The organism is Afipia carboxidovorans OM5, assembly GCF_000218565.1.
In the GTDB taxonomy this organism is placed as follows: domain Bacteria; phylum Pseudomonadota; class Alphaproteobacteria; order Rhizobiales; family Xanthobacteraceae; genus Afipia; species Afipia carboxidovorans.
Genome location: NC_015684.1, coordinates 1,927,062 through 1,951,991, shown reverse-complemented (window position 1 = coordinate 1,951,991; position 24,930 = coordinate 1,927,062). Strand labels below are relative to the sequence as shown.

Annotated in this window: 25 protein-coding genes; 12 read left to right on the top strand and 13 right to left on the bottom strand. The window is 61.9% G+C overall.

The window, feature by feature from the left end; translation table 11 throughout:
• Nucleotides 1-123 precede the first annotated feature (123 nt).
• Nucleotides 124-1,104, bottom strand: coding sequence for a cysteine synthase A (gene cysK / locus OCA5_RS09110; RefSeq protein WP_012563364.1), 981 nt, complete (start codon nt 1,102-1,104; stop codon nt 124-126).
• Between the two features lie 197 nt (nt 1,105-1,301).
• Here cysK and OCA5_RS18770 point away from each other — a divergent pair, with 197 nt between their 5' ends.
• Nucleotides 1,302-1,547, top strand: coding sequence for a hypothetical protein (locus tag OCA5_RS18770; protein WP_013913075.1), 246 nt, complete (start codon nt 1,302-1,304; stop codon nt 1,545-1,547).
• Here OCA5_RS18770 and tgt read toward each other — a convergent pair.
• From tgt to coaD, 5 genes are all read right to left on the bottom strand, one after another.
• Complete coding sequence (gene tgt / locus OCA5_RS09105) at nt 1,544-2,677, bottom strand: tRNA guanosine(34) transglycosylase Tgt (RefSeq protein WP_012563366.1); 1,134 nt, start codon at nt 2,675-2,677, stop codon at nt 1,544-1,546. The two genes, OCA5_RS18770 and tgt, sit on opposite strands and share 4 nt — an antisense overlap.
• Nucleotides 2,674-3,759 (bottom strand): tRNA preQ1(34) S-adenosylmethionine ribosyltransferase-isomerase QueA, encoded by a 1,086-nt coding sequence (gene queA / locus OCA5_RS09100; protein ID WP_012563367.1) that lies wholly within the window; start codon nt 3,757-3,759, stop codon nt 2,674-2,676. The genes tgt and queA overlap by 4 nt, the downstream gene beginning before the upstream one ends.
• 115 nt (nt 3,760-3,874) lie before the next feature.
• Nucleotides 3,875-4,339: a peptidylprolyl isomerase gene (locus OCA5_RS09095; protein ID WP_012563368.1), complete on the bottom strand. Its 465-nt coding sequence runs from the start codon at nt 4,337-4,339 to the stop codon at nt 3,875-3,877.
• A 60-nt stretch (nt 4,340-4,399) separates the two neighbouring features.
• Nucleotides 4,400-4,942: a peptidylprolyl isomerase gene (locus tag OCA5_RS09090; RefSeq protein ID WP_013913074.1), complete on the bottom strand. Its 543-nt coding sequence runs from the start codon at nt 4,940-4,942 to the stop codon at nt 4,400-4,402.
• A 95-nt stretch (nt 4,943-5,037) separates the two neighbouring features.
• Nucleotides 5,038-5,535, bottom strand: coding sequence for a pantetheine-phosphate adenylyltransferase (gene coaD / locus OCA5_RS09085; RefSeq protein ID WP_012563370.1), 498 nt, complete (start codon nt 5,533-5,535; stop codon nt 5,038-5,040).
• A gap of 169 nt (nt 5,536-5,704) precedes the next feature.
• Here coaD and OCA5_RS09080 point away from each other — a divergent pair, with 169 nt between their 5' ends.
• Nucleotides 5,705-5,980 (top strand): hypothetical protein, encoded by a 276-nt coding sequence (locus OCA5_RS09080; RefSeq protein ID WP_012563371.1) that lies wholly within the window; start codon nt 5,705-5,707, stop codon nt 5,978-5,980.
• Between the two features lie 3 nt (nt 5,981-5,983).
• Here OCA5_RS09080 and gyrA read toward each other — a convergent pair whose 3' ends face one another.
• Entirely contained in the window at nt 5,984-8,701 is a 2,718-nt protein-coding gene (gyrA, locus tag OCA5_RS09075) for a DNA gyrase subunit A (protein WP_012563372.1), read from the bottom strand.
• Between the two features lie 282 nt (nt 8,702-8,983).
• Here gyrA and OCA5_RS09070 point away from each other — a divergent pair, with 282 nt between their 5' ends.
• Nucleotides 8,984-9,607 carry a MarC family protein gene (locus OCA5_RS09070; protein WP_012563373.1) on the top strand — a complete coding sequence of 208 codons (624 nt, stop codon included), beginning with the start codon at nt 8,984-8,986 and terminating at the stop codon, nt 9,605-9,607.
• Nucleotides 9,608-9,627: 20 nt separating this feature from the next.
• Here OCA5_RS09070 and OCA5_RS09065 read toward each other — a convergent pair whose 3' ends face one another.
• The gene (locus OCA5_RS09065) at nt 9,628-10,110 is read right to left on the bottom strand and encodes a single-stranded DNA-binding protein (protein WP_012563374.1); all 483 of its coding nucleotides are present in this window, start codon (nt 10,108-10,110) and stop codon (nt 9,628-9,630) included.
• A gap of 471 nt (nt 10,111-10,581) precedes the next feature.
• Here OCA5_RS09065 and OCA5_RS09060 point away from each other — a divergent pair, with 471 nt between their 5' ends.
• A complete protein-coding gene (locus OCA5_RS09060; protein ID WP_013913073.1) occupies nt 10,582-11,292 on the top strand; it encodes an outer membrane protein in 711 nt (236 codons plus the stop codon).
• 275 nt (nt 11,293-11,567) lie between these two features.
• Nucleotides 11,568-14,546: an excinuclease ABC subunit UvrA gene (gene uvrA / locus OCA5_RS09055; protein WP_012563377.1), complete on the top strand. Its 2,979-nt coding sequence runs from the start codon at nt 11,568-11,570 to the stop codon at nt 14,544-14,546.
• A gap of 84 nt (nt 14,547-14,630) precedes the next feature.
• Here the strand turns inward: uvrA and OCA5_RS09050 are convergent, their stop codons facing one another.
• Nucleotides 14,631-15,038: an SPW repeat domain-containing protein gene (locus OCA5_RS09050; RefSeq protein ID WP_013913072.1), complete on the bottom strand. Its 408-nt coding sequence runs from the start codon at nt 15,036-15,038 to the stop codon at nt 14,631-14,633.
• A 226-nt stretch (nt 15,039-15,264) separates the two neighbouring features.
• Here OCA5_RS09050 and OCA5_RS09045 point away from each other — a divergent pair, with 226 nt between their 5' ends.
• Both OCA5_RS09045 and OCA5_RS09040 read left to right on the top strand, forming a co-directional pair.
• Nucleotides 15,265-15,543, top strand: a complete 279-nt coding sequence (locus OCA5_RS09045; protein WP_012563379.1) for a GNAT family N-acetyltransferase — start codon at nt 15,265-15,267, stop codon at nt 15,541-15,543.
• 136 nt (nt 15,544-15,679) lie between these two features.
• Nucleotides 15,680-15,964: a GNAT family N-acetyltransferase gene (locus OCA5_RS09040; protein ID WP_013913071.1), complete on the top strand. Its 285-nt coding sequence runs from the start codon at nt 15,680-15,682 to the stop codon at nt 15,962-15,964.
• A 173-nt stretch (nt 15,965-16,137) separates the two neighbouring features.
• On the opposite strand, the gene OCA5_RS09035 is transcribed toward OCA5_RS09040, so the two are convergent.
• From OCA5_RS09035 to OCA5_RS09025, 3 genes are all read right to left on the bottom strand, one after another.
• Nucleotides 16,138-16,923, bottom strand: a complete 786-nt coding sequence (locus OCA5_RS09035; RefSeq protein ID WP_012563381.1) for a fumarylacetoacetate hydrolase family protein — start codon at nt 16,921-16,923, stop codon at nt 16,138-16,140.
• A 253-nt stretch (nt 16,924-17,176) separates the two neighbouring features.
• Nucleotides 17,177-17,710 carry an isochorismatase family protein gene (locus OCA5_RS09030; RefSeq protein WP_012563382.1) on the bottom strand — a complete coding sequence of 178 codons (534 nt, stop codon included), beginning with the start codon at nt 17,708-17,710 and terminating at the stop codon, nt 17,177-17,179.
• A complete protein-coding gene (locus tag OCA5_RS09025) occupies nt 17,704-18,339 on the bottom strand; it encodes a TetR/AcrR family transcriptional regulator (RefSeq protein ID WP_012563383.1) in 636 nt (211 codons plus the stop codon). Before OCA5_RS09025 ends, OCA5_RS09030 begins: the two co-directional genes overlap by 7 nt.
• A gap of 136 nt (nt 18,340-18,475) precedes the next feature.
• Here OCA5_RS09025 and OCA5_RS09020 point away from each other — a divergent pair, with 136 nt between their 5' ends.
• The gene (locus OCA5_RS09020) at nt 18,476-20,026 is read left to right on the top strand and encodes a 4-hydroxyphenylacetate 3-hydroxylase family protein (RefSeq protein WP_012563384.1); all 1,551 of its coding nucleotides are present in this window, start codon (nt 18,476-18,478) and stop codon (nt 20,024-20,026) included.
• Between the two features lie 244 nt (nt 20,027-20,270).
• Here the strand turns inward: OCA5_RS09020 and OCA5_RS09015 are convergent, their stop codons facing one another.
• Nucleotides 20,271-20,636: a DUF3597 domain-containing protein gene (locus OCA5_RS09015; protein ID WP_012563385.1), complete on the bottom strand. Its 366-nt coding sequence runs from the start codon at nt 20,634-20,636 to the stop codon at nt 20,271-20,273.
• 306 nt (nt 20,637-20,942) lie between these two features.
• On the opposite strand from OCA5_RS09015, the gene OCA5_RS09010 reads away from it, so the two are divergent.
• The 4 genes from OCA5_RS09010 to trmFO all read left to right on the top strand — a co-directional run bounded on the left by OCA5_RS09010 (nt 20,943) and on the right by trmFO (nt 24,851).
• Entirely contained in the window at nt 20,943-21,848 is a 906-nt protein-coding gene (locus OCA5_RS09010; RefSeq protein ID WP_012563386.1) for a DUF2189 domain-containing protein, read from the top strand.
• Between the two features lie 92 nt (nt 21,849-21,940).
• Entirely contained in the window at nt 21,941-22,501 is a 561-nt protein-coding gene (locus OCA5_RS09005; protein ID WP_012563387.1) for a type 1 glutamine amidotransferase domain-containing protein, read from the top strand.
• A 602-nt stretch (nt 22,502-23,103) separates the two neighbouring features.
• Nucleotides 23,104-23,274, top strand: coding sequence for a DUF1127 domain-containing protein (locus OCA5_RS18765; RefSeq protein WP_012563388.1), 171 nt, complete (start codon nt 23,104-23,106; stop codon nt 23,272-23,274).
• Nucleotides 23,275-23,417: 143 nt separating this feature from the next.
• On the top strand, nt 23,418-24,851 hold the full coding sequence (trmFO, locus tag OCA5_RS09000; protein ID WP_012563389.1) for a methylenetetrahydrofolate--tRNA-(uracil(54)-C(5))-methyltransferase (FADH(2)-oxidizing) TrmFO: 1,434 nt from the start codon (nt 23,418-23,420) through the stop codon (nt 24,849-24,851).
• Nucleotides 24,852-24,930: the final 79 nt, after the last annotated feature.

The following is a 24,930-nucleotide window of genomic DNA, read 5'->3' as shown; positions in this document are numbered from 1 at the left end:
GTTAGCCTAAGGACTGATGCAAAACGCTGGAGCAGCGCAGCAAAGCGCCGCTCTTGCATTGCACCAAGGTGCTTTGGCACCGCGCGAATGGTAGCACCGCAACATAAACGGCGCAGACAGACGTCAGATGTCCTCGAACAATACGGTCGAGAGATAGCGCTCGGCGAATGAAGGAACGACCGTGAGGATGGTCTTGCCTGCATTCTCGGGCCGCTTGCCAAGCTCAATCGCAGCCGCGACGGCGGCGCCTGAAGAAATGCCGCCTGCAATGCCTTCAGTGCGTGCAAGCGCGCGCGACATCTCGAGCGCCTTGGCACTGCTCACGGTGACAACCTCATCAATCACCGAGCGATCGAGAATGTCCGGCACGAAACCTGCACCCAGCCCCTGAATCTTGTGCGGCGAATGCTTGCCGCCGGAGAGTACAGGACTCTCCTCCGGTTCGACCGCTACGACGCGCAGCGAGGGCTTGCGCGGCTTCAACGCCTGACCGACACCGGTGATGGTGCCGCCAGTGCCGACACCAGCCACGAAGATGTCGAGATTGCCGGCGGTGTCGTTCCAGATTTCCTCCGCCGTGGTGCGACGATGAATGTCCGGGTTCGCGGGATTCTTGAACTGCTGCGGCATCACCGCATTCGGCGTGGTGCGCACGAGTTCTTCCGCCGTTGCAATCGCGCCGTTCATGCCTTGCGAAGCAGGCGTCAGTATGAGTTCGGCGCCGAGAAACGCCAGCATTTTGCGCCGCTCCATCGACATCGAATCCGGCATCACGAGCTTCAGTCGATAACCGCGCGACGCAGCAACAAACGCCAGCGCGATTCCGGTATTGCCTGACGTCGGCTCGATCAACACGGTATCCTTGTTGATGGCGCCGGAATCTTCCATCGCCTTCACCATCGCAGCACCGATACGATCTTTTACGCTCGTTGCCGGATTGAAATACTCGAGCTTGGCTAAAATTGTCGCCTTGGCCCCATGCTGCTCCGGCAGACGCCTCAGCCGCACGATCGGCGTGCAGCCCGCCGCATCCACAATACTGTCATAGATGCCGCCACGTCCGACATTGCACTTGGAAACAGTCTTGTCCGGCGACGAATTCATGGAAGGGCTCCCGCACATGAGTTTCAAAGGCGACTATTAAATCTGTCTCCCCGCAAAGATGCAAAAGGCCACAAAACGCCAATGTGTGCATTGCGATAGAACAATTCTCAAAACAAACGCATTTGTGTTGTCGCTTTTTCAAAATGCCGGTGTAGCGTCAGGCTAGTTGATGGAGATGCCTGCCGAGGGAGGCTCGCATGCAAGCTCGCGCTGAATTCCGACCGACCTATCCGACGTCCACGCCACTCTCGTTTTCGCGCGGGGCCGGACGCATGATCTGCCCAATCTGCGCCGACAGCATGGTGGCGGCGGAAGCCTCTGCGTTCGTCTCCGACAATGTTGTTGGCTATTTGTGGACTTGCGATACCTGCGGTCACGGCTTCGTCACAAAACATACGCTGCCGGACTGTCCCGACGCGCCGTCGTCACAGGCTGACGTCTAACGCGGCGGCAGATCGCCTGCCGCCCAGCCCGCCTTCGTTGCCGCACGAAAATCCGCGAACTGACCGGCCGCGATAGCCTCGCGCACTCCAGCCATCAGCGACTGGAAATAGGCAATGTTGATCTCGGAGAGCAGCATCGCGCCGAGCGCTTCGCCTGCCTTCACGAGATGATGCAGATAGGCGCGCGAATAGCTGCGCGCAGGCGGCCAGGAGCTTTCCTCGTCGAGCGGACGCGGATCGTCGGCGTGGCGCGCGTTTCGTAAGTTGATCACACCACGGCGCGTAAATGCATGCCCGTGACGGCCGTTCCGGGTCGGCAGCACGCAATCGAACATATCGATGCCGCGCTTAACCGCTTCGATCATATCGTCCGGCGTGCCAACACCCATCAGGTAACGCGGGCGATCCTGCGGCAGAAGCGGCGCAGCTTCCTCGATCATCGCCAGCATCACGTCCTGCGGCTCACCGACCGCAAGACCGCCGATCGCGTAGCCGTGAAAACCGATCTCTCCGAGGCCGGCCGCACTCTGCCGCCGTAATTTCGCAACATCGCCGCCCTGCACAATGCCGAACAGCATGTGGCCCTGCGGGGCACCTTCAAACGCGCGCTTGCAGCGCTCAGCCCAGCGCAGCGACAGTTGCATCGCGCGATCGACCTCGTCGCGCGATGCAGGCAGCCGCACGCATTCGTCGAGCTGCATGGCGATGTCCGAGCCGAACAACCGCTGCACTTCGATCGCACGCTCGGGCGAAAGATCGAGCACCGCGCCATCGATATGCGATTTGAAGCGAACACCTTGCTCCGTTACCTTGCGCAGCTTCGCAAGCGACATCACCTGGAAGCCGCCGGAATCGGTCAGCATCGGGCCATTCCAGCCGGTGAATTTCTGCAGCCCGCCCAGCGCTGCAATGCGTTCGGCAGTGGGGCGCAGCATCAGATGATAGGTGTTGCCGAGCACGATGTCAGCGCCGCTCTCGCGGATCTCGCGCCAATGGATACCTTTCATCGCACCCGCGGTGCCGACCGGCATGAAGGCCGGCGTCCGCACCACGCCATGCGGGGTCTCCAGCACGCCGGTGCGTGCCGTGCCATCAGCCGCAAGCAGGCGGAAGGAATTGGGAAGGCTCATGAAGCCGCGCCCGCATTGCGGAACAGAAGGCAGGCGTCGCCATACGAATAAAAGCGATAGCCCTTCGCAATGGCATGCGCATAAGCCGCGCGCATCGTATCGAGCCCGCTGAAGGCCGACACCAGCATGAACAGCGTCGAACGCGGCAGATGAAAATTCGTCATCATCACATCGACCGCGCGAAACTTATAGCCAGGCGTGATGAAGATCGCAGTCTCTCCCGTGAACGGTTGGATGATGCCGTCCTCCGTCGCAGCGCTTTCCAGAAGCCGCATCGAGGTCGAGCCGACAGCGACGACGCGGCCGCCCTTGGCGCGGGCCTCGTTTAGCGTCTTCGCCGTTTCCTCAGAGACGGTGCCCCACTCCGAATGCATCTTGTGGTCGTCGGTATCGTCTGCCTTCACCGGCAGGAAGGTGCCCGCGCCGACATGCAGCGTCAGACGCTGGATGCCGATGCCGCGCGCAGCCAGCGCTGCCTCGAGCGCGGGCGTGAAATGCAGGCCCGCCGTCGGCGCAGCGACCGCTCCCTCGTTCTTTGCGAACATCGTCTGATAGTCGCCGACGTCCTTGTCGTCGGGCGCACGGCGCGAGGCGATATAGGGCGGCAGCGGCGGCGCACCAAGATCGGCAATCGCCTGATCGAGCACCGGGCCGTGAAACGCAAACGCGAGCGTCACCTCGCCCGCCTCGCCCTTGGCCTCGACGCTGGCATCGAGATTGCCGAGAAGGCACACCCGCCCCTCATTGCCGAAGCGAAGTACATCGCCTTCCGAAAGCTTGCGTGCCGGCCGCACCAGCGCCTGCCAGCGCGAGCCATCGATGCGCTTGATCAGCGTGACGTCGATATGCGGCTCGCTGGTGCCGCCGATCCGTCGCCCCGAAAGCTGTGCGGCGATCACCTTGGTATCGTTGACGACGATCTGATCGCCGGGCGCAAGCAGGCCCGGCAGATCCCGCACGCTGTGGTCCTCGACGCCCACATTAGGCCGCACCAGAAGAAGTCGCGCGCTGTCGCGCGGCTCAGCCGGGCGCAAGGCAATGCATTCGGGGGGAAGGTCGAAATCGAAAAGGTCGGTACGCATGACGGCCCGTTATGACCGGCCTGCCGCGCCCGGGCAACGGCAATGTTGGTCTTTAAACGACCATGCCCGGCGCAAGGCCGGGCATGGGACGCAAATGCTTGAGCGAAGCGCCGGCTTATGCGGCGTCGGCCGCCATACGCGCTTTGACGATCTTGTCGGGGTTCTGCACCGGCTCGCCGCGCTTGATCTTGTCGACGTTCTCCATGCCAGAGGTCACCTTGCCCCACACGGTGTACTGCTTGTCGAGGAAGCGGGCATCGTCGAAGCAGATGAAGAACTGGCTGTCGCCGGAATCCGGATTGGCGGCGCGCGCCATCGACACCGTCCCACGGACATGCGGCTCGGCATTGAACTCGGCCTTCAGCTTCTGGCCCGAGCCGCCGGTGCCGGTGCCGTGCGGGCAGCCGGTCTGCGCCATGAAGCCATCGATGACGCGATGGAAGACGATGCCGTCGTAGAAACCTTCCCGCACCAGCTCCTTGATGCGTGCGACATGGCCCGGCGCAAGGTCGGGACGCATTTCGATGGTCACCTCGCCCTGTGTGGTTTCGAGGATGAGGGTGTTGTCGTTGTCAGCCATGATGGTGTCCTTACTGCTTACTTGAAGAGATGAGGCTGCGGCGCGAGGCACCGGCAGCGGTTACTTGATGTCGGATGCGACCTGCACCTTGACCATCTTGTCGGGGTTCTGCACCGGCTCGCCGCGCTTGAGCTTGTCGACATTCTCCATGCCCGACACGACCTGACCGATCACGGTGTATTTGCCGTTCAGTGAGGGATAGTCGTTGTACATGATGAAGAACTGCGAGTTCGCCGAATCCGGATTTGCCGAGCGCGCCATGCCGACAACGCCGCGCGTATACGGCACGTTCGAGAACTCGGCCTTCAGGTTCGGATATTTCGAGCCGCCGGTGCCGTTGAAGTTGGCGCCATCGCCGGTCTGCGCCATGAAGCCATCAATGACGCGATGGAACGGGACGTTGTTGTAATAGCCCTCGCGCGCGAGTTGCTTGATGCGCTCGGCGTGGTGCGGCGCGAGGTCGGTGCGCAACTGCACCACGACGCGGCCCTTGGTGGTGTCGATGACGATGGCATTCGCCTTGTCGAGGTTCGCAGGCAGCGTCTGCGCGAGCGCCGGCGTCGCCAGCATCAAGGCTCCGAGGACGGCGAGCAGTCTGATCATGGAAACTCCATAAGTGAGATTTGGAAAAGGAATGGAAAGATTGTTCGAGAGCCCATGCGATGACGCGCCCGTCATGGGCCGGCGACGCGCATAGGCTATTGTGAGAACTTTGCCTTCAGCCGGGCCGCGACCGCCTTCGGGACGAAAGCCGACACATCGCCGCCCATGCTGGCAATTTGGCGCACAAGCGTGGCGGTGATCGGGCGAACCGTGGGGGACGCCGGAATAAAGATCGTCTGCACACTTGGCACCAGGGTCTGGTTCATCCCGGCAATCTGCATCTCGTAATCGAGGTCGGTACCGTCGCGCAGACCGCGGATCAGGATGGTCGCACCCGACTTCTCCGCAGCCGCCACGGTGAGGTTGTCGAAGGTGACGCACTCGATGGCACAGCCCGTGGTCGCGGCAAGCGGCGAGAACACCTCGACAATCATCGCCCGGCGCTCATCGACGGAGAACAATGGCGCCTTGCCGGGGTGGACACCGATCGCGACGATCAGCCGGTCCACCAGCGTGCAGGCCTGCCGCACGACATCGACGTGACCGTTGGTGACGGGATCGAACGAGCCCGGATAGAGCGCAACGTGAGCCATTTTCTCTCCTAGCCCGGATTTTCCCTCCTAGCCCGCCCGGCGGGAGGCCGCAAGCGAGCCGGTTCCCTTACGGTTACCGATATTTTTCCGCATCCGCTCCCAATTGTCGGCGAACCTTTTGGACCGGGCCGCGTCATCTCCCAAAGCCAGGCGTGGCGGGAGGCGCAGAATGCGGGTCCAGACCGATTTTCTCAAGGCACCGAAGGTGATGGCCGCTTTTGCGCTAGTGGTGTTTTCCGCGCTCGCCCTGACCCTGCTACCAGGCTTTGCGCCCTCGCTGGAGGCCAGTGAGCCGGCTGCACTCGCGCGCGGGGACAAGCTCATGGTGACGAGCCGCGCCTGCGCCGAGCAGGACTGGCCGAATATCTCATCGGCCTGCCTGCGGCGCACCGGCAAGGTGCCCGCGCCGGCCTCGGTCCACGTCCGGGTGGTGAGCACCCGGTAAGGTCTACTCCTCGTCGGAGGGATGTTCGCCCTCGTCGGTGAGGCGTTCGACCGAGACCACGCGTTCGTCATCCGCCGTATTGAAGACGGTCACGCCCTGCGTCGAGCGGCCGACGATGCGGATGTCCTCGACCGGACAGCGGATAAGCTGGCCCTTGTCGGTGACGAGCATGATCTGGTCACTGTCATCGACCGGGAAGGAGCCAATGAGCTTGCCGTTCCGGTCATTGACCGACATCGCGACGATGCCTTTGCCGCCGCGTCCCGTGGTCCGGTATTCGTAGGACGACGAGCGTTTGCCGTAGCCGTTCTCGCTGATGGTCAGCACGAACTGTTCGTTTGCCGACATCTCGACATAGCGCTGCTCGCCGAGTTCGATCGCACCGGTGGCTTCCTCGTGGTCGGTCCCCGCCTCGTCATCCGCGCCGCCACGGCGTACCGCATTGGCACGGCGCAGATACGCCGCGCGCTCATCGGCACTAACATCCATATGGCGCAGAATGGTGAGCGAGATCAGCCTGTCACCCTCGCCAAGCGTGATACCGCGCACACCCATCGAGGTGCGACCCTGGAATACGCGGACATCGGTGATGGGGAAGCGAATGCACTGCCCGCCTGCGGCGGTGAGCAGGACGTCGTCGTTCTCCTTGCAGATCTGCACGTCAACAATGGCCTCGCCCTCGCCGAGCTTCATCGCGATGATGCCGGAGCGACGCACATCGACGAAATCCGACAGCTTGTTGCGGCGGACATTGCCGCCGGTGGTGGCGAACATCACATCGAGCTCGCCCCATGAGGACTCATCCTCCGGCAGCGGCATGATGGTGGTGATGCGCTCGCCCTGCTCCATCGGCAGAATGTTGATGAGTGCCTTACCGCGCGCGCTCGGCGCCGCCATCGGCAGCCGCCAGACCTTTTCCTTGTAGACCTGTCCGCGCGAGGAGAAGAACAGCACTGGCGTATGGGTCGAGGCCACGAACAGCCGCGCGACGAAATCCTCCTCGCGGGTCTGCATGCCGGAACGACCCTTGCCGCCACGCTTCTGCGCGCGATAGGTCGAAAGCGGCACGCGCTTGACGTAACCCGCGTGCGACACGGTGACGACCATATCCTCGCGCTGGATCAGGTCCTCGTCCTCGACCTCGCCTTCCTGATCGATAATCATCGTGCGCCGCGGCGTCGCGAACTCTTCCTTGATCGCGTTGAGTTCATTGCGGACGATGTCCTGCACACGGGCGCGCGAGCGCAGGATGTCGAGATAGTCGGCAATCTCGACCGCGAGCTTGTCGAGCTCTTCGGAAATCTCGTCGCGACCCAGCGCGGTGAGGCGCTGCAGACGCAGATCGAGGATCGCCTTCGCCTGCTCCATCGACAGCCGCGCCGTGCCGTCCTCGGCAATGCGATGGCGCGGATCATCGATCAACATCATCATGGTTTCGACGTCACGCGCAGGCCAGTCGCGCGACATCAGTGTATCGCGTGCGGTCGCCGGATCGGGCGACGTACGGATCACGCGGATCACTTCGTCGATATTGGCAACGGCAATCGCGAGGCCGACCAAGATGTGGGCACGGTCTCGCGCCTTGTTGAGCAGGAATTTCGTGCGCCGCGATACGACGTTTTCGCGGAAGGCGACGAACACCGTCAGTAGGTCCTTGAGGTTCATCACCTGCGGCCGGCCGCCGTCGAGCGCCACCATGTTGGCGCCGAAGCTCGTCTGCAACGGCGTGAACTTGTAGAGCTGGTTCAGCACCACGTCCGGCACCGCGTCGCGCTTCAACTCGACGACGACGCGATAGCCCTCGCGGTCGGACTCGTCGCGCAGGTCGGAGACGCCTTCGATCTTCTTATCGCGCACGAGCTCGGCAATGCGCTCGACCATCGTCGCCTTGTTCACCTGATAGGGAATTTCGGAAACGACGATCGCTTCGCGATCCTTGCGGATGGTCTCGATCGAAACCTTGCCGCGCATCACGATCGAGCCGCGGCCGAGATGATAGGCCGAACGGATGCCCTGGCGTCCGAGAATGATGCCGCCGGTCGGAAAATCCGGTCCCGGCACGATGTTGATCAGATCGTCGATGCCGAGCGCTGGATTGTCGATCAGTGCGATGCAGGCGTCGATCACCTCGCCGAGATTATGCGGCGGAATGTTGGTCGCCATGCCGACAGCGATGCCGCCCGCGCCGTTGACCAGCAAGTTCGGAAACTTTGCCGGCAGCACCTTCGGCTCGCGCTCGGAGGCGTCGTAGTTCGGCTGGAAGTCGACGGTGTCCTTGTCGATATCGTCGAGCAGCGAATGCGCGATCTTCTGCAGACGCGACTCGGTGTAACGCATTGCCGCCGGCATATCGCCATCGACCGAGCCGAAATTGCCCTGACCATCGATCAGCGGCACGCGCATTGAAAAGTCCTGCGCCATACGCACCAAGGCGTCGTAGACCGACTGGTCGCCGTGCGGATGATACTTACCGATGACGTCGCCGACCGTACGCGCCGACTTCCGGTACGGCTTGTTCCACTCAAAACCGTTCTCGTACATGCCGTAGAGAATGCGTCGATGCACCGGCTTCAGGCCGTCGCGCGCATCGGGCAGCGCGCGCGACACGATCACGCTCATCGCGTAATCGAGATACGAGCGCTTCATTTCATCGGAAATGGAAACGGGTTTGATATCGACGGGGCCGGAGCCGCTCTCCGTCGGATCTTTCGGGTCGGTCAAAGTGCGAATCCTGAGGTGCGAAATGCCATGCCTATATAGGCTGAATCGGGGTTTGCCGCCAATCGTTTCGAGCTTTCTGAGGCGATAAATAAAGGCGTTATATCATAGGGTTAGAAGGCGCTTCAGGCGCTCATCCGGCTATGATTGAACGACCTTGCCAAATCGGCTCCGATAGCTCCGAATCCACGCCTCGGACAGTCGAAAAACGGGAGTTGAACGACCTCATACGGTGCCGCACGTCAGCCGTAGCAGCGCCAAACAAACGGGCTTTGCGGAGAGACCATGCTTGTCGACTTCACGCTCAATGCACTGGTGACACTGTTCGTGGTAGTCGACCCGATCGGGATCGCACCCGCGTTCCTGTCGCTCACGCATGGCCTGCCTGCCGCCACGCGCCGCAATGTCGGCTATCGGGCAGCGGCAATCGCAGCGCTCATCCTGATCGGAACTGCACTCGGCGGAAACTGGCTGCTGACGCGGCTTGGCATCGGCCTGCCGGCTTTTCGCATTTCCGGCGGCGTCCTGCTGTTCTTCATCGCCTTCGAGATGGTGCTCGGCATCCGCCCGACACGCGAGGCGCGTCAGGCCGAACAGGCGATCGAGGAGCATGTCCGCAACATCGCCGCCTTTCCGCTCGCGATCCCGTTGATCGCCGGCCCCGGCGCCATCACCGCGACGCTGCTGCTCGCCGGGCAAGGCGGCGGCAGTGCCGTGTCGCTTGCCGCGCTGGTGGCGATCATCATCGTGATCGCAGCGGCCTGTGCTGTGGCATTCCTGTTTGCAGGCAGCGTCGCACGCTTTCTCGGTGTCACCGGCAATATCGTGCTGTCACGGCTGCTCGGCGTGGTGCTGGCCGCCCTCGCCGTGCAGTTCGTTATCGACGGCGGCCGAGCCGCCTTCGGTTAAAGCTGTTCGGAAATGTCTCTTTAGAACGGAATGTCGTCGTTCATGTCGTCGCGGCCACCTGACGGCGGAAGCGAGCGGCGCTGGGAGGAGCCGCTGGAGCCGAACGAGGAGCCAGCATCATCGCCGGCGAAGGAGCCACCGCCGCCTCCGCTGCGGCCGTCGAGCATCGTCAGCGTCGAGTTGAAGCCCTGCAGCACGACCTCGGTGGAATACTTGTCCTTACCGTCCTTGTCCTGCCACTTCCGGGTCTGCAGCGCGCCTTCAATGTAAACCTTGGCGCCCTTCTTCAGGTACTGCTCGGCGACCCTGCACAGACCTTCATTGAAAATGACGACCCGGTGCCACTCGGTCTTTTCCTTGCGCTCGCCGGTCGCCTTGTCGCGCCAGGTGTCGGAGGTCGCGATGCTGAGGTTGACGATCGGCCGCCCGTCCTGGGTACGCCGGACATCCGGGTCTGCCCCGAGATTGCCCACCAGAATGACCTTGTTGACGCTGCCTGCCATCTCTTCCTCTCCACCTGAGGCGCCAATCCTGCGCCCGCCCGGCACCTAAGCCTAGTCGGGGACGGACCGAAACGCCGCAATGCCGGCCCGTGCCGTTATCCACACGATACCGGACCATAGTCCGCGGCCGGGTTTATGGCAGACGTTATATGTACTCTTTTTGTTCACTACAAGCGTACGTTGCGCTACGGGTTTTCCCGCAGCGCAATAAGTAACACATTCGTGATCAGATTTGATGGAACCAGAATTGGGGAATAATTAGCGTTTCCAGTTCGTTAAATGGAACTTCGCATCCGCCCAACTTCACTTTCCACTGTGATATTTGCGACACGGCTTTTTCGCGGAATCCGAGTTATACGTCGGGGCATCAAGGAATTCGTATTCCGGTGCGTGACCCACAAGCGAACGCAATTGAACACCTCCGCGGGCTCGGGACCAAAACTTGGGGCGCGGTTTTTGGAGATGAAGAACATGAACAAAATTCTCGTTGCAGCAGCGGTTGTGGCCCTGAGCTCGACGTCAGTGTTTGCTGCGGACCTGGCGGCACGGCCCTATACGAAGGCTCCGCCGGCTCCGGTCGCGCCGATCTACAACTGGACCGGCCTCTACATCGGTGCTCAGGTTGGCGGTGCCTTCCAGGGCAGCAGCGGCTTCGTCACTGACGATCCGCTCGTGACCGGTAACCGTGACGACTCCTCGTTCCTCGGCGGCGGCGTGCTCGGCGCCAACTACCAGTTCTCGCCGAACTGGGTGCTCGGCATCGAGGGTGAGTTCAACGGCCTGTCGAACAACCGCTACACCTTCACGGATGGCTTTGACGGCATCCGCGTCAAGAACGACTGGCTGGCTTCGGTCACCGGCCGTCTCGGCTACACCTGGGGTCCTGGCATGATCTACGCCAAGGGCGGTGTCGCGTTCCGCGACAACGGCGGTATTGCTGCCACCACGCCGTTCCTGGTCAGCCGCGACACCACCGGCTACACCGTCGGTGCGGGCCTCGAGTACATGTTCGCTCCGGCCTGGTCGGCGAAGATCGAGTACCAGTACTACGACTTCGACCGCACCGCGCTCACCTTCGGCACGCTGCCGAGCACGGTCAGCTACCGCGACGACCTTCACACTGTGAAGGCTGGCATCAACTACCACTTCAATTGGGGTGGTCCGGTTGTGGCCCGCTACTAAGACACGCTGATCGCATCCGCGATCTGACGGAAAGGCCGGCTCTCGCAGCCGGCCTTTTGCGTTGGGGGAGCACTCTACAGGAGCTTGAAGTTCCTCTCGGGGAAACCTCCCTCCAATCCTGCAAAATGATTCCGGTGATCTTCCCTTTCCGACACTGGAAATTCGCACCCGTTCTGCCTACGTTCCGAACACGGCCATTTTTCCAAGCCTGACGCGCGATCCGGTTGTCCGGCCCACGAGCGTTGTTGTTGCGCGGCGTGCGCGGGAACCGATCCATGGACGAAGTCATCAAGGCCAAGCAACGCGCCCAGACGAGCGCCTCGCGTGCCATCACCATTCGCGGTGCGCGCGAACACAATCTCAAGAACGTCGATCTCGAAGTGCCGCGCGACAAACTCGTGGTGTTCACGGGCCTCTCGGGTTCCGGTAAGTCCTCGCTCGCGTTTGACACGATCTATGCCGAAGGCCAGCGCCGCTACGTCGAATCGCTGTCGGCCTATGCGCGGCAATTCCTCGAGATGATGCAGAAGCCGGACGTCGATCAGATCGACGGCCTGTCGCCGGCGATCTCGATCGAGCAGAAGACCACCTCGAAGAACCCGCGCTCGACGGTGGGCACCGTCACCGAAATCTACGACTATATGCGCCTGCTGTGGGCGCGCGTGGGCGTGCCCTATTCGCCCGCGACGGGACTGCCGATCGAGAGCCAGACCGTTTCGCAGATGGTCGATCGCGTACTGGCGCTGCCGGAAGGCACGCGGCTCTATCTGCTCGCGCCGGTCGTGCGCGGCCGCAAGGGTGAGTACCGCAAGGAACTGGCCGAGTATCTCAAGAAGGGTTTTCAGCGCGTCAAGATCGACGGTGCATTCCATGAGCTTGCCGATGCACCTACGCTCGACAAGAAATTTCCGCACGATATCGACGTCGTCGTCGACCGCATCGTGGTCCGACCCGACATCGCACAGCGGCTTGCAGAAAGTTTCGAGACCGCACTGAAGCTTGCCGAAGGCCTCGCTGTCGTCGAGTTTGCCGATGCGCCTGCGACGCCGGCTGCCGACACCAAAAAGTCCGAAAAGAAGACCGCAAAAATCCACGACAAGAGCGGTCCCGAACGGCTGTTGTTCTCGGAAAAATTCGCCTGCCCCGTCTCCGGTTTCACGCTACCGGAGATCGAACCGCGGCTGTTCTCGTTCAACAATCCCTATGGCGCCTGCCCGGAGTGCGGCGGCCTCGGCGTTGAGCAGCACATCGATCCCGACCTCATCATCCCGGATAAGGACCTGAGCTTGCGGAAGGGTGCGATCGCGCCGTGGGCGAAGTCGTCCTCGCCCTATTACATCCAGACGCTGCAGGCGCTCGGCAAGTTCTACAAGTTCACGCTCGATACCAAGTGGAAGGACCTGCCGAAGAAGACGCAGACCGCGCTGCTCTACGGTTCGGGCGAGGATGCGATTAAATTCTCCTACGAGGACGGCACGCGCTCTTACGATACCAAGAAGCCGTTCGAGGGCATCGTCACCAACATTGAGCGTCGCTTCGCGGAAACCGAAAGCGAGTGGGCACGCGAGGAACTCGGTAAATATTTTGCCGACGTGCCTTGCGCAGGCTGTCACGGCTATCGGCTGAAGCCCGAGGCGCTATGCGTGAAAGTCGGCGGCAAGCACATCGGCGAAATCTCCGAACTCTCGGTCAAGAAAGCCGGCGAGTGGTTCGAGACCGTGCCTGACCTGCTGACGACCCAGCAGAACGAGATCGCGGTTCGTATCCTGAAAGAGATCCGCGAGCGGCTGTCGTTCCTGCTCGATGTCGGCCTCAACTATCTGACACTGTCGCGTGCGTCCGGCACACTATCAGGCGGCGAGAGCCAGCGTATCCGCCTTGCTTCGCAGATCGGCTCGGGCCTCACCGGCGTTCTCTACGTTCTCGATGAGCCCTCGATCGGCCTGCATCAGCGCGACAACGCGCGCCTGCTCGATACGCTGAAGCGGCTACGCGATCTCGGCAACACCGTGATCGTGGTCGAACATGACGAGGACGCCATCCGTCTCGCCGATCATGTGGTCGACGTCGGCCCCGGCGCCGGCATTCATGGCGGCCACATCGTCGCGCGCGGCACGCCCGACGACGTCATGAAAAATCCGAAGTCGCTCACCGGAAAATATCTGACCGGCGAAAAATTTGTGCCGATTCCCGAGCGCCGTCCGCCGAACCATCGCCGGACGATGAAGGTCATCAACGCGCGCGGAAATAACCTCAAGAACATCTCGGCGGAAATTCCACTCGGCCTGTTCACTTGTGTCACCGGTGTGTCCGGCGGCGGCAAGTCGACGCTCTTGATCGATACGCTCTACAAGGCAATCGCGCGCAAGCTCAACGGCGCGGCCGACGCGCCCGCACCGCATGATCGCATCGAGGGGCTGGAGCATATCGACAAGATCATCGATATCGACCAGTCGCCGATCGGGCGCACGCCGCGCTCGAACCCCGCGACCTACACCGGCGCATTCACACCGATCCGCGAGTGGTTCGCAGGGCTGCCGGAAGCGAAGGCGCGCGGCTACGAGCCGGGGCGCTTCTCCTTCAACGTCAAGGGCGGGCGCTGCGAAGCCTGTCAGGGCGACGGCGTCATCAAGATCGAGATGCACTTCCTGCCGGACGTCTACGTCACCTGCGATACCTGCAAGGGCAAGCGCTACAATCGTGAAACGCTCGAGGTGACGTTCAAGAGCAAGACCATTGCCGACGTGCTCGACATGACGGTCGATGAGGCGGAAGACTTCTTCAAGGCGGTGCCGCGCATCCGCGAGACATTCCGCACCCTGCAGCGCGTCGGCCTCGGCTACATCCGCGTCGGCCAGCAGGCAACGACGCTGTCGGGCGGCGAGGCGCAGCGCGTCAAGCTCGCCAAGGAACTCTCGAAGCGCGCGACCGGCCGCACGCTCTACATTCTCGACGAGCCGACCACGGGCCTGCATTTCCACGACGTCGCAAAGCTTCTCGAGGTGCTGCATGAACTGGTGGCACAGGGCAACACCGTGGTGGTGATCGAGCACAATCTCGAAGTCATCAAGACGGCCGACTGGGTGATCGACCTCGGCCCCGAGGGCGGCGATGGCGGCGGCGAGATCGTTGCCTGGGGCCCGCCAGAGGATATCGTCCAGGCGCCGCGCAGCTACACCGGCAAATTCCTTGCGCCCGTGCTGGCGAAGGGCCAATCCGGCCATCTCGCCACCAGCGAGGAAGCCGCGGAGTAAACGGCGGCCACAGATTCGGTCAGGCGGCCGGCAGACCGGTCGCCCGACCATCGCATCTTTAAAACCTTGTCAGATGACAAGGTTTTATTGTCCGTGCTGGGCCAACTCCCGATCGGACAGATCCCAGTCCTGCCAGAGCTTCAGCGCAGCCAGCAGGAGCACGGCTCCACCAAGCGCGGCGTGCCAGAACCTCAGCATGCCATCCGTCGAATATCCGAAGACGTAAGGCGACATGATGAGCCAGATCGCAAGCGCGATCTCGCAGACTTCTTCCCAGCGCCGCAAGGCGACATATTCAAGTTGGGAAAGGCCGATGATGAGAATGCCCACGATGGCGGTGTTGATCATTGCCAGACCCGGCAGCGATAACGACCCGAACCCGTGGTTCACATCGCCGTTCAGCCAGGGAGAAAGGGCGATCAGGAGACCGAGCAGCATCCCGCCCCAGTCCTCCCACGTGCGATGTGTGTCGAAGAACCGAGCGCCAGACATGGTAACCTCCTTCATAAAGAGGCATACGGCGGCGGCCGGAACGAGGTCGACTTCCAAACCAATACGACCCTTTGGCCGCAGGGGTATGTCTGCAGAAGACCTATGAAACCCCCATGCCTTTACAAGAGCCCCCGGCCCGGCTTTGTTGTCACAGGATAGGCCGATCCAGATCATTGCCATCCGGCAAACACCTTCCGGCGCAAGCTCCGAAATGCGAGGAGACGATATGACGACAGGCACCGTTCAGGACAATCCTGCTGAAAGCCGCTACGAGTTGACCGTCGATGGCCATCTCGCCGCCGCCTATTACAAGCTGTCGGATGGTGTCATCACCTTCACGCACACCGAGGTGCCGAAAGAGCTTGGCGGTCGCGGCATCGGCTCGCAACTGGTGAAAGGCGCACTCGATGACGTTCGCGCGAGAAGCCTGAAGGTCGTGGCGCGGTGCCCATTCGTAAAGGGCTACATCGAAAAGCACGCGAATTATGCCGACCTTCTGAGCTGAGACTTCGCGTGCACCCAGACGACAACAAGCAACTCAATCATTCTGGATTGCTTCGCTTCGCTCGCAATGACAAGAGGCCTCATTGCAAGGAGCACTTGCGACGAAGCAATCCAGAAATCGGCGACCGATTGACGATATGAATGAACCATCTCCTACCGTTCGCGACAATGTAGAGCTTAGCCGCTACGAGATGGATATCGGCAGCGACGTCGCCTTCGCGCGTTATCGCCGCGAAGGCGCGACGGTCACCATCAATCATGTCGAGACGCCGGCGGCGTTGCGCGGACAAGGCGTCGCCTCACGACTGATGGGCGGCATTCTGGAGACGATCCGGCATAATGACGAAAAGGTCGTTGCGGCCTGCAGTTTCGCGCGTGCTTATCTGGCGGACCATCCGGAGCATGACGACCTACGCGGGTAGATACAAAAGCATAGTCCTTCATGCCCGCTTATTGCGGGCATCACATCTTTTATAGCAGCGACGATAAGGCGTGGATGGCCGGGACAAGCCCGGCCATGACGAGTGTTATTTCCATTAAAACCAAATCACTCTGAAGAGCTTGCCCCGCCCTCGCGGGGCGACACGTTTGCCCTTCAGACGATCTTGATCGACATATCGGGGAAGCCCGCGATCTTGGCGAGCAACACATCACCCTTCACCACCGGACCGACATTCTCGGGCGTGCCCGAATAGATGATGTCGCCGGCCTTCAGCTCGAACGCCTCCGACAGTTTCGAGATCTGCTCGGCGACGCTCCAGATCATCTTGCTAAGATCGGAATCCTGCCGAACCTTGCCGTTGATCGCGAGCGAGATTTCGCCCTTTGTCGGATGGCCGACTTTGGCGGCCGGCTGCAGCGGGCCAAGCACCGCGGCATGGTCAAAACTCTTGCCGATCTCCCACGGCTTTTTCATCGATGCCATCTGGTTCTGCAGATCGCGCCGCGTCATGTCGAGGCCGACCGTGTAGCCGAACACGCAGTCGAGCGCCTTCTCGGGCGGGATGTTGGTGCCGCCGGATTTCAGTGCGGCAACCAGTTCGACCTCGTGATGATAATTCTGCGTCAGCGACGGGTACGGATGGTCGGCAACGGTCCCGTTCTTCACGTTCTGGATCGCATCGGTCGGCTTCTGGAAGAAGAACGGCGGCTCCCGGTTCGGATCGGAGCCGCGCTCGATCGCATGGGCGGCATAATTGCGGCCGATGCAATAGATGCGCCGCACGGGAAACACCTCGCTCTGCCCCTCGATCGGGATCGTCACCTGGGCAACCTCGAACACTGTCTTCGTGCCACTCTGCGCTGCCGCAGGTGTTGCTGCCGTGCCCGCGAGCACCACTGCGCCTGCCGCCAGAACCGAGCGGCGATTGATCTCTGCCATGGATTTCCCCTTGGTTTCCTCGTTGACCGTAGCTTTCGGCCTTTGAATGCAATCCTGTTTACGGCTGGACCGGTCCGCCGTCATTTCACAAATCCGATAACGGCAGAGGTCAGCCTTCTCGCAAGGCGACACAAATATGCTGCAGTGCCGGACGGATTGCGCGACGCAAATCCGCCGACGGCATGGACTGCCGTGCGATGAAGGGTTGCTTAGGAATGGGACAGGATGAGCGCGCTCGCCGTGAGCGGCAGTCTCATTTGACCAGTGCGATCGCATCGCGGAAGCGAGGATGCTCCGCCGTCTGTAGCCACTCGAACACGACCATCTCGGACGTCACGATTTCCGCACCATGGCGCTCCATGCGCCGGATCGCGGTTTCCTTGTCCTCGGGGCGGCGGGAGCCAAGCGCATCGCGCACGATATAAACCTTGCGGGACGCCGCGAGCAGACCGAGCACGGTCTGCTGTACGCAGACATGAGACTCGCATCCGACAACCACGATATGGCCATCCGCCGGCACATGGTCGAGAAAGCCGCTTTCCCTGCAGGCATCGAAGAACTGCTTGTGGATCAGCCGTCCCTTCTCGACCGGCAAATCCGTCACGGTCGGCCCAAGCCCCTTGGCGTTCTGCTCGGTGAAGATGCAGGGAATGTCGACCAGCTCCGCCATCTCGATCAGGCGGCGCGCATTCCGGACGGCCGTTTCACCGTCATGGATGGCCGGCATCAGACGCGACTGAAAATCGATAACCAGAAGCAGCGAGCGCTTGGGATCGATGGTCAGCATGATGTCACCTCTTCCGACAGATGGGCAATGCGGTCCTTGACGTAGGTCTCCATCAGATCAGGCGCCGAGGCACCGAACATCCGGATACGCCCAGTGTGCAGCAACAGGAGAAGCCCGGTGGCATGGGCAAAGCAATCGACCATCAGGAGGTTGGCCTTCTGCCGTGATGCGCCGAGACTCACCGCAGCTTCCGCGATTGGCCGCAGCGCCGCTTCCAGCGCCGCATTCAGCTTCTCGTCGCGCGCGCGACCCAAGCCGGCCGGCTTCATACCACCGCGAAACAGATAGAATCCGAGATCGAGATCGCGCGGGTTCTCCGCATAGAACCGGAAGAACGCCGTCGCCGCCGCTTTCAGCTTCTGCGCCGGCGTACTCGCCTTCGCAACGGCCAGATCAACCGCCGCGCCGAGCGAGGCCAGCGAGGCCTCCAGGACTTCGGCGTAGATGTCTTCCTTGGATTCGAAATGGAAATAGAGCGCGGCCGGCGTATAGCCCGCGCGTACCGCAATCGCCCGCAGGCTCGCGCCCTCCAGCCCCTCCTCCGCGAACACTTGTCCGGCGGCGGCGAGGATCAGGTCACGCTTGTGCTCGTTCACCGCCTCACGCCGGCTTTGCCGCTTTTCGACCATGTGACGTCCAAGGGTTCGGTTGTGCAGGGTTCGCTTGTGAAAGGCTCTAGCTCGCGAGGGCTCTCGCTTGACAGAAAATCCAGCAGGATTAAAATCTAACACTGTTCGATTTTTTGAACAAGAGGGAGAGACACCAATGCTGATGTCAGCCGCCGACTACAGGGAGTCTCTCCGCGCCTACAAGCCGAAGGTCTTTATCAACGGCAACGTTGTAGAGAGCGTCGCCGACGAGCCATTGCTTGCGCCGGGCATTGCCGGCGTCGGCGTCACCTATGATTTCGCGTTGCGCGAGGAACACGCGCCGCTGATGACGGCGCGGCAAGGCACGTCCGGCAAGATCGTCAACCGGATGCTGCACATCAACGAGACCTCGCAGGACCTCCTCTATAAGCTCGAAGCCGTGCGCCTCGTCTGCAAGACGTCCGGCTGCGCGCAGCGCTACCTCGCGCACGATGCTCTGAACGGCCTCTATCAATCGACGCGGCTCACCGACGAGCGCCACGGCACCGACTACAGCCAACGCTTCCTCGCCTATCTGCACCACGTTCAGGATAACGACCTCACGCTCGGCATCGCGATGACCGACGCCAAGGGCGACCGCTCCAAGCGTCCCAGCCAGCAGGTGAACCCGGACGTCTATGTCCACATCACGGAGCGCCGCAAGGACGGCATCGTCATCCGCGGCACCAAGGCGATCGTGACCGGCGCGCCCTACATGCACGAATTTCTCGTCATGCCGTGCCGCACGCACGCGCCGGAGGACAAGGATTGCGCGGTGTGCTGCGCCGTGCCCTGCGACGCGCCCGGCGTCACCATCATCGCGCGCCCGGCGGGACGCCCGGGCGAAGCGGCGGCGAAATTCTCGGCCAAATACGGCCAGTCGGTCGGCGTCGTGATCTTCGATGACGTCTTCGTTCCGCACGATCGCGTTTTCCTGGCCGGCGAGACCGAGGAAGGCGGCTTCCTTACGACCTCCTACGCCACCCATCACCGGCATTCGTGCATCGGCGCACGCGCAGGCTTTGGCGATCTCCTGATCGGCGCAGGCGCGCTGATGATCGAGGCCAATGGCCTCGATGCCGAACGCCACTCCCACATCCGCGAGGCGATGGTGGAACTCATCACCATCACCGAGAGCTTTTATGCCTGCGGCGTGGCCTCATCGGTTTACTGCACCAAGGACCCGGCCGGATCGGTGATGCCGGATGCGGTATTCTCCAACATCGGCAAGCTACTGCTCGCCACCAAGATCTACGACATGCATCGTGTGGCGCATTATGTCTCGGGCGGCCTGATCGTCGCACTCCCCGGCCCCGACGAGGACCACAATCCCGAGACCCGCGCCTCGCTCGCAGCCGTGATGGGCGGCCGGCCGGATATTCCCGCCGATCAGCGAGCCGAGGTGGCGCGTTTCATCGAAGACCTGACGGTGTCGCACGAGGCGGGCTGGTACTCGGTGATTTCGCTGCACGGCGGCGGTTCGCCGGAAGCAATGAAGCGCGAGATCTGGCGCAACTATCCAGTCATGGAGAAAATCGAACTGGTGGAAAGCCTGCTCGACCGCGGCGTTCTCAACGAAGGCCAGCGTGTCTCGAAGCAACCCGGCCGCTGCTGTGCTACGGGCTGCGAGGTGCCGGAGCCGCTTCAGCGGACGGACGTCCCTGCTCTCACGCGCGCTGCAGAATAGATTTGCAAACAAGCAACTAGAACCAGTCATTGCCGGGCTTGACCCGGCAATCCATCATCGAAACGACTCTTATTTTCTAGATGCGCGGGTCCATAGGCGAGCGGAAGCGACGCCGCTCTTCGAACGGTTATGCCCGCGCATGACAATTCCGAGTAAACTTAGGCTCTTCCAACCGAGCCACGCAAAAGCCCGCCGCAACGATTGCAGCGGGCTTTCATAATGACGGGAGCTTAAAGCGCCGTGCTTAGCGCTTGATGTCCGGCGGCAGTTTGCCGCCGTTGGCTTCCAGCTTCGAGATCACCTGCTTGTGCAGCCAGATGTTCATCGAGGCGGAATCGCTGGTATCGCCGGTGTAGTTGAGCTCCTTGGCGAGTTCCTTGCGGGCGGCCAGGCTGGAATCGATGTCCAGCGCCTTCATCAGGTCCACGATCGAGGTGCGCCACTCGAGCTTTTCGCCCTTGGCCTTCACGGCGGCGTCGAGGATCGGCGCGACGTCGACGCTCTGCGCCGGAGCGCCGGCGCTTCCTGCAGCCGCGCCGCCTGCGGCTTCCGCTGCCTGTGCGCTGCTCGTCCCGAAAATTGCACCCATAATCTTGGAGAAGATGCCCATGCTGAACTCCTTAAAGCAATTGGATCTGTAACCGGCGCCGCAAGCGTCACCTGGCGCGAAGTCTGCCTGAAGGCTCGCCCCTTGCCAATAAGCAAGCTATCGCCCGACGGCATGACCGGGCGATGACGGAAGCGCTGCCGGATCAAAATACCAGCCCCGCCCGCAGCCCACGCCGGAACAATTTCACACAAGGGTGAGTTGGCTTTCGATGGCGAAGGTCTCACCCTTCCCATCCGACGCGCGTCTGCTTCCGCGTGGTCAGGTTGCGGGCAGTGCGCCAACCGCCATCGAACGGGAGCCTCTGCCATGTCTTCCAGCTACCCCCATTCCGGCAATACCCTACCCATCGTTGTCCGCTCGGCCCACGACGGCATGCCGACCGTGCGGCGTATCCAGATGTCCGATCTCACCGCCAGCCTGAGGGCCGGCTGGGAAGACTTCATGGCGCTGCCCTCGCACGCGATCATTCTCGCGCTGATCTATCCTGTGATCGGCCTCATCGTGGCGCGACTCGTCCATGGCTATGACATCTTGCCGCTCCTGTTCCCGCTGGCCGCAGGCTTTGCCCTGCTCGGCCCGTTTGCTGCGGTCGGTCTCTACGAACTCAGCCGCCGCCGTGAAGCGGGCGAAAGCCCGTCCGCCTCCGACGCACTGGGCGTGCTGTCCTCGCCCTCGCTTGGAGCGATGCTCGCAATCGGCGTGCTGCTGATGATTCTGTTCGCGGTATGGATTGCGACCGCGCAGGCGATCTATGTCGCAACGTTCGGGTATATCCCAGCCGCGCGTATTCCCGATTTCCTCGGCGTGGTGCTGACGACCTCTCAAGGCTGGACGCTGATCCTTGTCGGTTGCGGTGTCGGGCTTCTGTTCGCGATCGTCGCGCTGTGCATCAGCGTTGTCGCATTCCCCCTGATCCTCGATCGCCACGCCAGCGCGACACAGGCCATGACCGTATCGATGAAGGCGGTTGCGCAAAACCCGGTGCCGATGGCCGCATGGGGCCTCATCGTGGCGGCGCTTCTGGTGCTCGGCTCGCTGCCTTTGTTCCTGGGGCTTGCAGTCGTCGTGCCGGTGCTCGGCCATGCGACGTGGCATCTCTACCGCGCCGTCGTAGAGCCCGCGACCGAGACCTATCACCAACCCGTGCAACCGCCGAAGCCGAAGCGCTATGCGGCCGATTTCCCGGTCAATCTCATGCCGTGGATCAAATAACCTCCGCGTCTTCCACGGAACGTGGCATGGCGTCCATCGTTGACGGCACGGGCTGAAGCCAACTTCTGCACATGCTGGATACGGAGGACGCCATGCTTCTGTCTGGAAAGAAAATCGCCATTCTTGCCACCCATGGCTTCGAGCAATCCGAGCTCGAGGTTCCGCTCGCCAAGCTGAAAGCCGCTGGCGCGCAGGTCGACGTCGTTTCACTCGCGCCCGGCGAGATCAAAGGCTGGGACAAAAAGGATTGGGGTCAGCCGGTCAAGGTGGACAAGACTCTCGATCAGGTCTCGGCCGCCGACTACGATGCGCTGGTGCTGCCCGGCGGCCAAATCAATCCCGATCTGCTGCGCGTCGAGCCCAAGGCGCTCGCCTTCATCAAGGACATCTACAATCAGAAGAAGGTGCTGGCGGCGGTGTGCCACGCGCCCTGGCTTCTGATCGAGACCGGCATCATCAAGGGCAAGAAGGCGACGTCGTACAAGTCGATCAAGACCGACGTCATGAATGCGGGCGGCAAGTGGGAGGATTCGGAGGTGGTGAACGACCTCGGCCTCATCACCTCGCGCAATCCCGGCGACCTCGAAGCGTTCGTCACGAAGATCATCGAGGAAGTGCGCGAAGGCCAGCACGCGCAGCGAAGCGCGGCCTGAGCAGGGCACGGGCGGCAGTTCCCGCGCTGCCGCCTTGCCCCGCTTCCTGCGGACCGACGCCTCCCGAAAGGCGCATTCCCTGTTCTTTGCAATGGGGTATCGAGGCACCTCTGCCTTGCACGGTCATTTCCGGGGCTCCACGGGCTGGCGTCCGCCTTCCCCGACGCCGCAATCAATCCCGCGCCCGGGAACTGAGCCTGGAACAAGCCATAGGCGGCCGGCAAGCTTAAGGAATGCGGCTGAATACTGATTCTCAAGCGGCCCCAAAGTCTGGAACCGCCACGCCCGCATGGTTCAATCCTGCAAATCTTACCTCTTGAAACAAGATTTTAAATTCATATCTTGAGGATGCGAGAATATGCATAACGTGCATATCACTGGAGTAATTTTGTTTCGACATGCGTAAACCGGCCCCTCCCCCGTTCACAGATTCGTAATAAATTCGAACTGGAAAGAACAAAGGGGGGTGATACAGGTCAATAGCTATGCATTTATCGTCTAGCTGCACCGCACCATTGAGGCTGGTATGCCAGGAAAAAGAGATTATTACAGTGTGCAAGCAGTCACGAAGGACTGAACCAAAACTCTGAAGGGTGAATATCATGATCCTCTCTCTCGTCCGCATCATCAAGGCGTTCCGCGACTACAACCGCGCTTACCGTGAGCTCTCCTCGCTCAGCGAGCGCGAACTGGCCGACATCGGCATCGACCGCAGCGAAATCGAGCGCGTCGCAGCTGGTGCTTATCGCCCGAACGTCGTCTCCGCCCGCTAAGACGGAACTTTTAGAACGACCACCACGAACGCCCGCCTTGTGCGGGCGTTTGTCGTTTCAACCCAATGGTTTGCCGAGAGCGCCTGTTCAGGGATTCTCCTGCGGGCGTTGCGCCGTCCCCGAACTCGCCTTAGTGCTGGGGCATGGCTGATTTCTCTTCGATCAAAGACCCTATCCACGTCATCGGCGGCGGCCTCGCGGGCTCCGAAGCGGCCTGGCAGATCGCGCGCCTTGGTCATCCGGTCGTGCTGCACGAGATGCGCCCCGTCCGCACGACCGAGGCACACCGCACTGACGGCTTGGCCGAGCTTGTCTGCTCGAACTCCTTCCGCTCAGACGATGCCGCAAACAATGCTGTCGGCCTGCTCCATGCCGAGCTGCGCAGGCTCAACTCGCTGATCATGGCCTCGGCCGATGCCCATCAGGTCCCGGCGGGCGGCGCGCTCGCGGTCGATCGCGAGGGATTTTCCGCCGCCGTCAGCGCCGCGCTGGCGCAGCACCCGCTGATCGAGATTCACCGCGAGGAAATCGCGGGACTGCCGCCGGCCGACTGGAGCAACGTCGTGGTGGCGACCGGGCCCCTCACCTCGCCCGCGCTGGCTGACGCCATCCGCACGCGCAGCGGCGAGGACTCGCTCGCCTTCTTCGACGCGATTGCGCCGATCGTGCATCGCGACTCCATCGATATGTCGAAGGCGTGGTTTCAGTCGCGCTACGACAAGGTCGGCCCGGGCGGCAACGGCGCGGACTACATCAACTGTCCGCTGTCGCGCGAGCAGTATGAGGCGTTCATCGCAGCGCTGATTGCGGGCGAAAAGACCGACTTCAAGGACTGGGAAAGCAACACGCCCTATTTCGACGGCTGCTTGCCGATCGAGGTGATGGCCGAGCGCGGGCCCGAGACGCTGCGCCATGGCCCGATGAAACCGGTCGGCCTCACAAACGCGCACAACCCGACCGTGAAGCCTTACGCCATTGTGCAGCTCCGTCAGGACAACAAGCTCGGCACGCTCTACAACATCGTCGGCTTCCAGACGAAGTTGAAGTACGGCGCGCAGACGCAAGTGCTGCGGATGATCCCCGGCCTCGAGCATGCGGAGTTCGCCCGTCTCGGCGGCCTGCATCGCAACACCTTCCTCAACTCGCCGAAGTTGCTCGATGCACAGTTGCGGCTGCGCGCGGAGCCTCGGCTGCGCTTCGCAGGCCAGATGACGGGCTGCGAAGGCTATGTGGAATCGGCGGGCATCGGGCTTCTCGCCGGCCTGTTCGCCGCATACGATGCGCTGGCCCGCACAATCGCTCCGCCGCCGCCGACAACGGCGCTCGGCGCGCTCCTCAATCACATCACTGGCGGCCACATCGAGACGACCGACGCGGGACCCCGCTCATTCCAGCCGATGAACATCAATTTCGGGCTATTTCCGCCACTCGCCTCGCCGCCGATCAAGAAGGCCGACGGCACGCGCCTGCGCGGCAATGAAAAGACCATTGCGAAGAAGCAGGCGATGAGTGCCCGTGCCCTTGCCGATCTCAACGGCTGGATCGCCGCGCATCTGCGCGTGGCGGATGCGGCGTAAGCTGTCTTCATCATCACTGTGACGAAGACAGCCTGTGTCCTTTCCGTTATTACGAGCGGAGCAATCCAGAGTTTAGTGC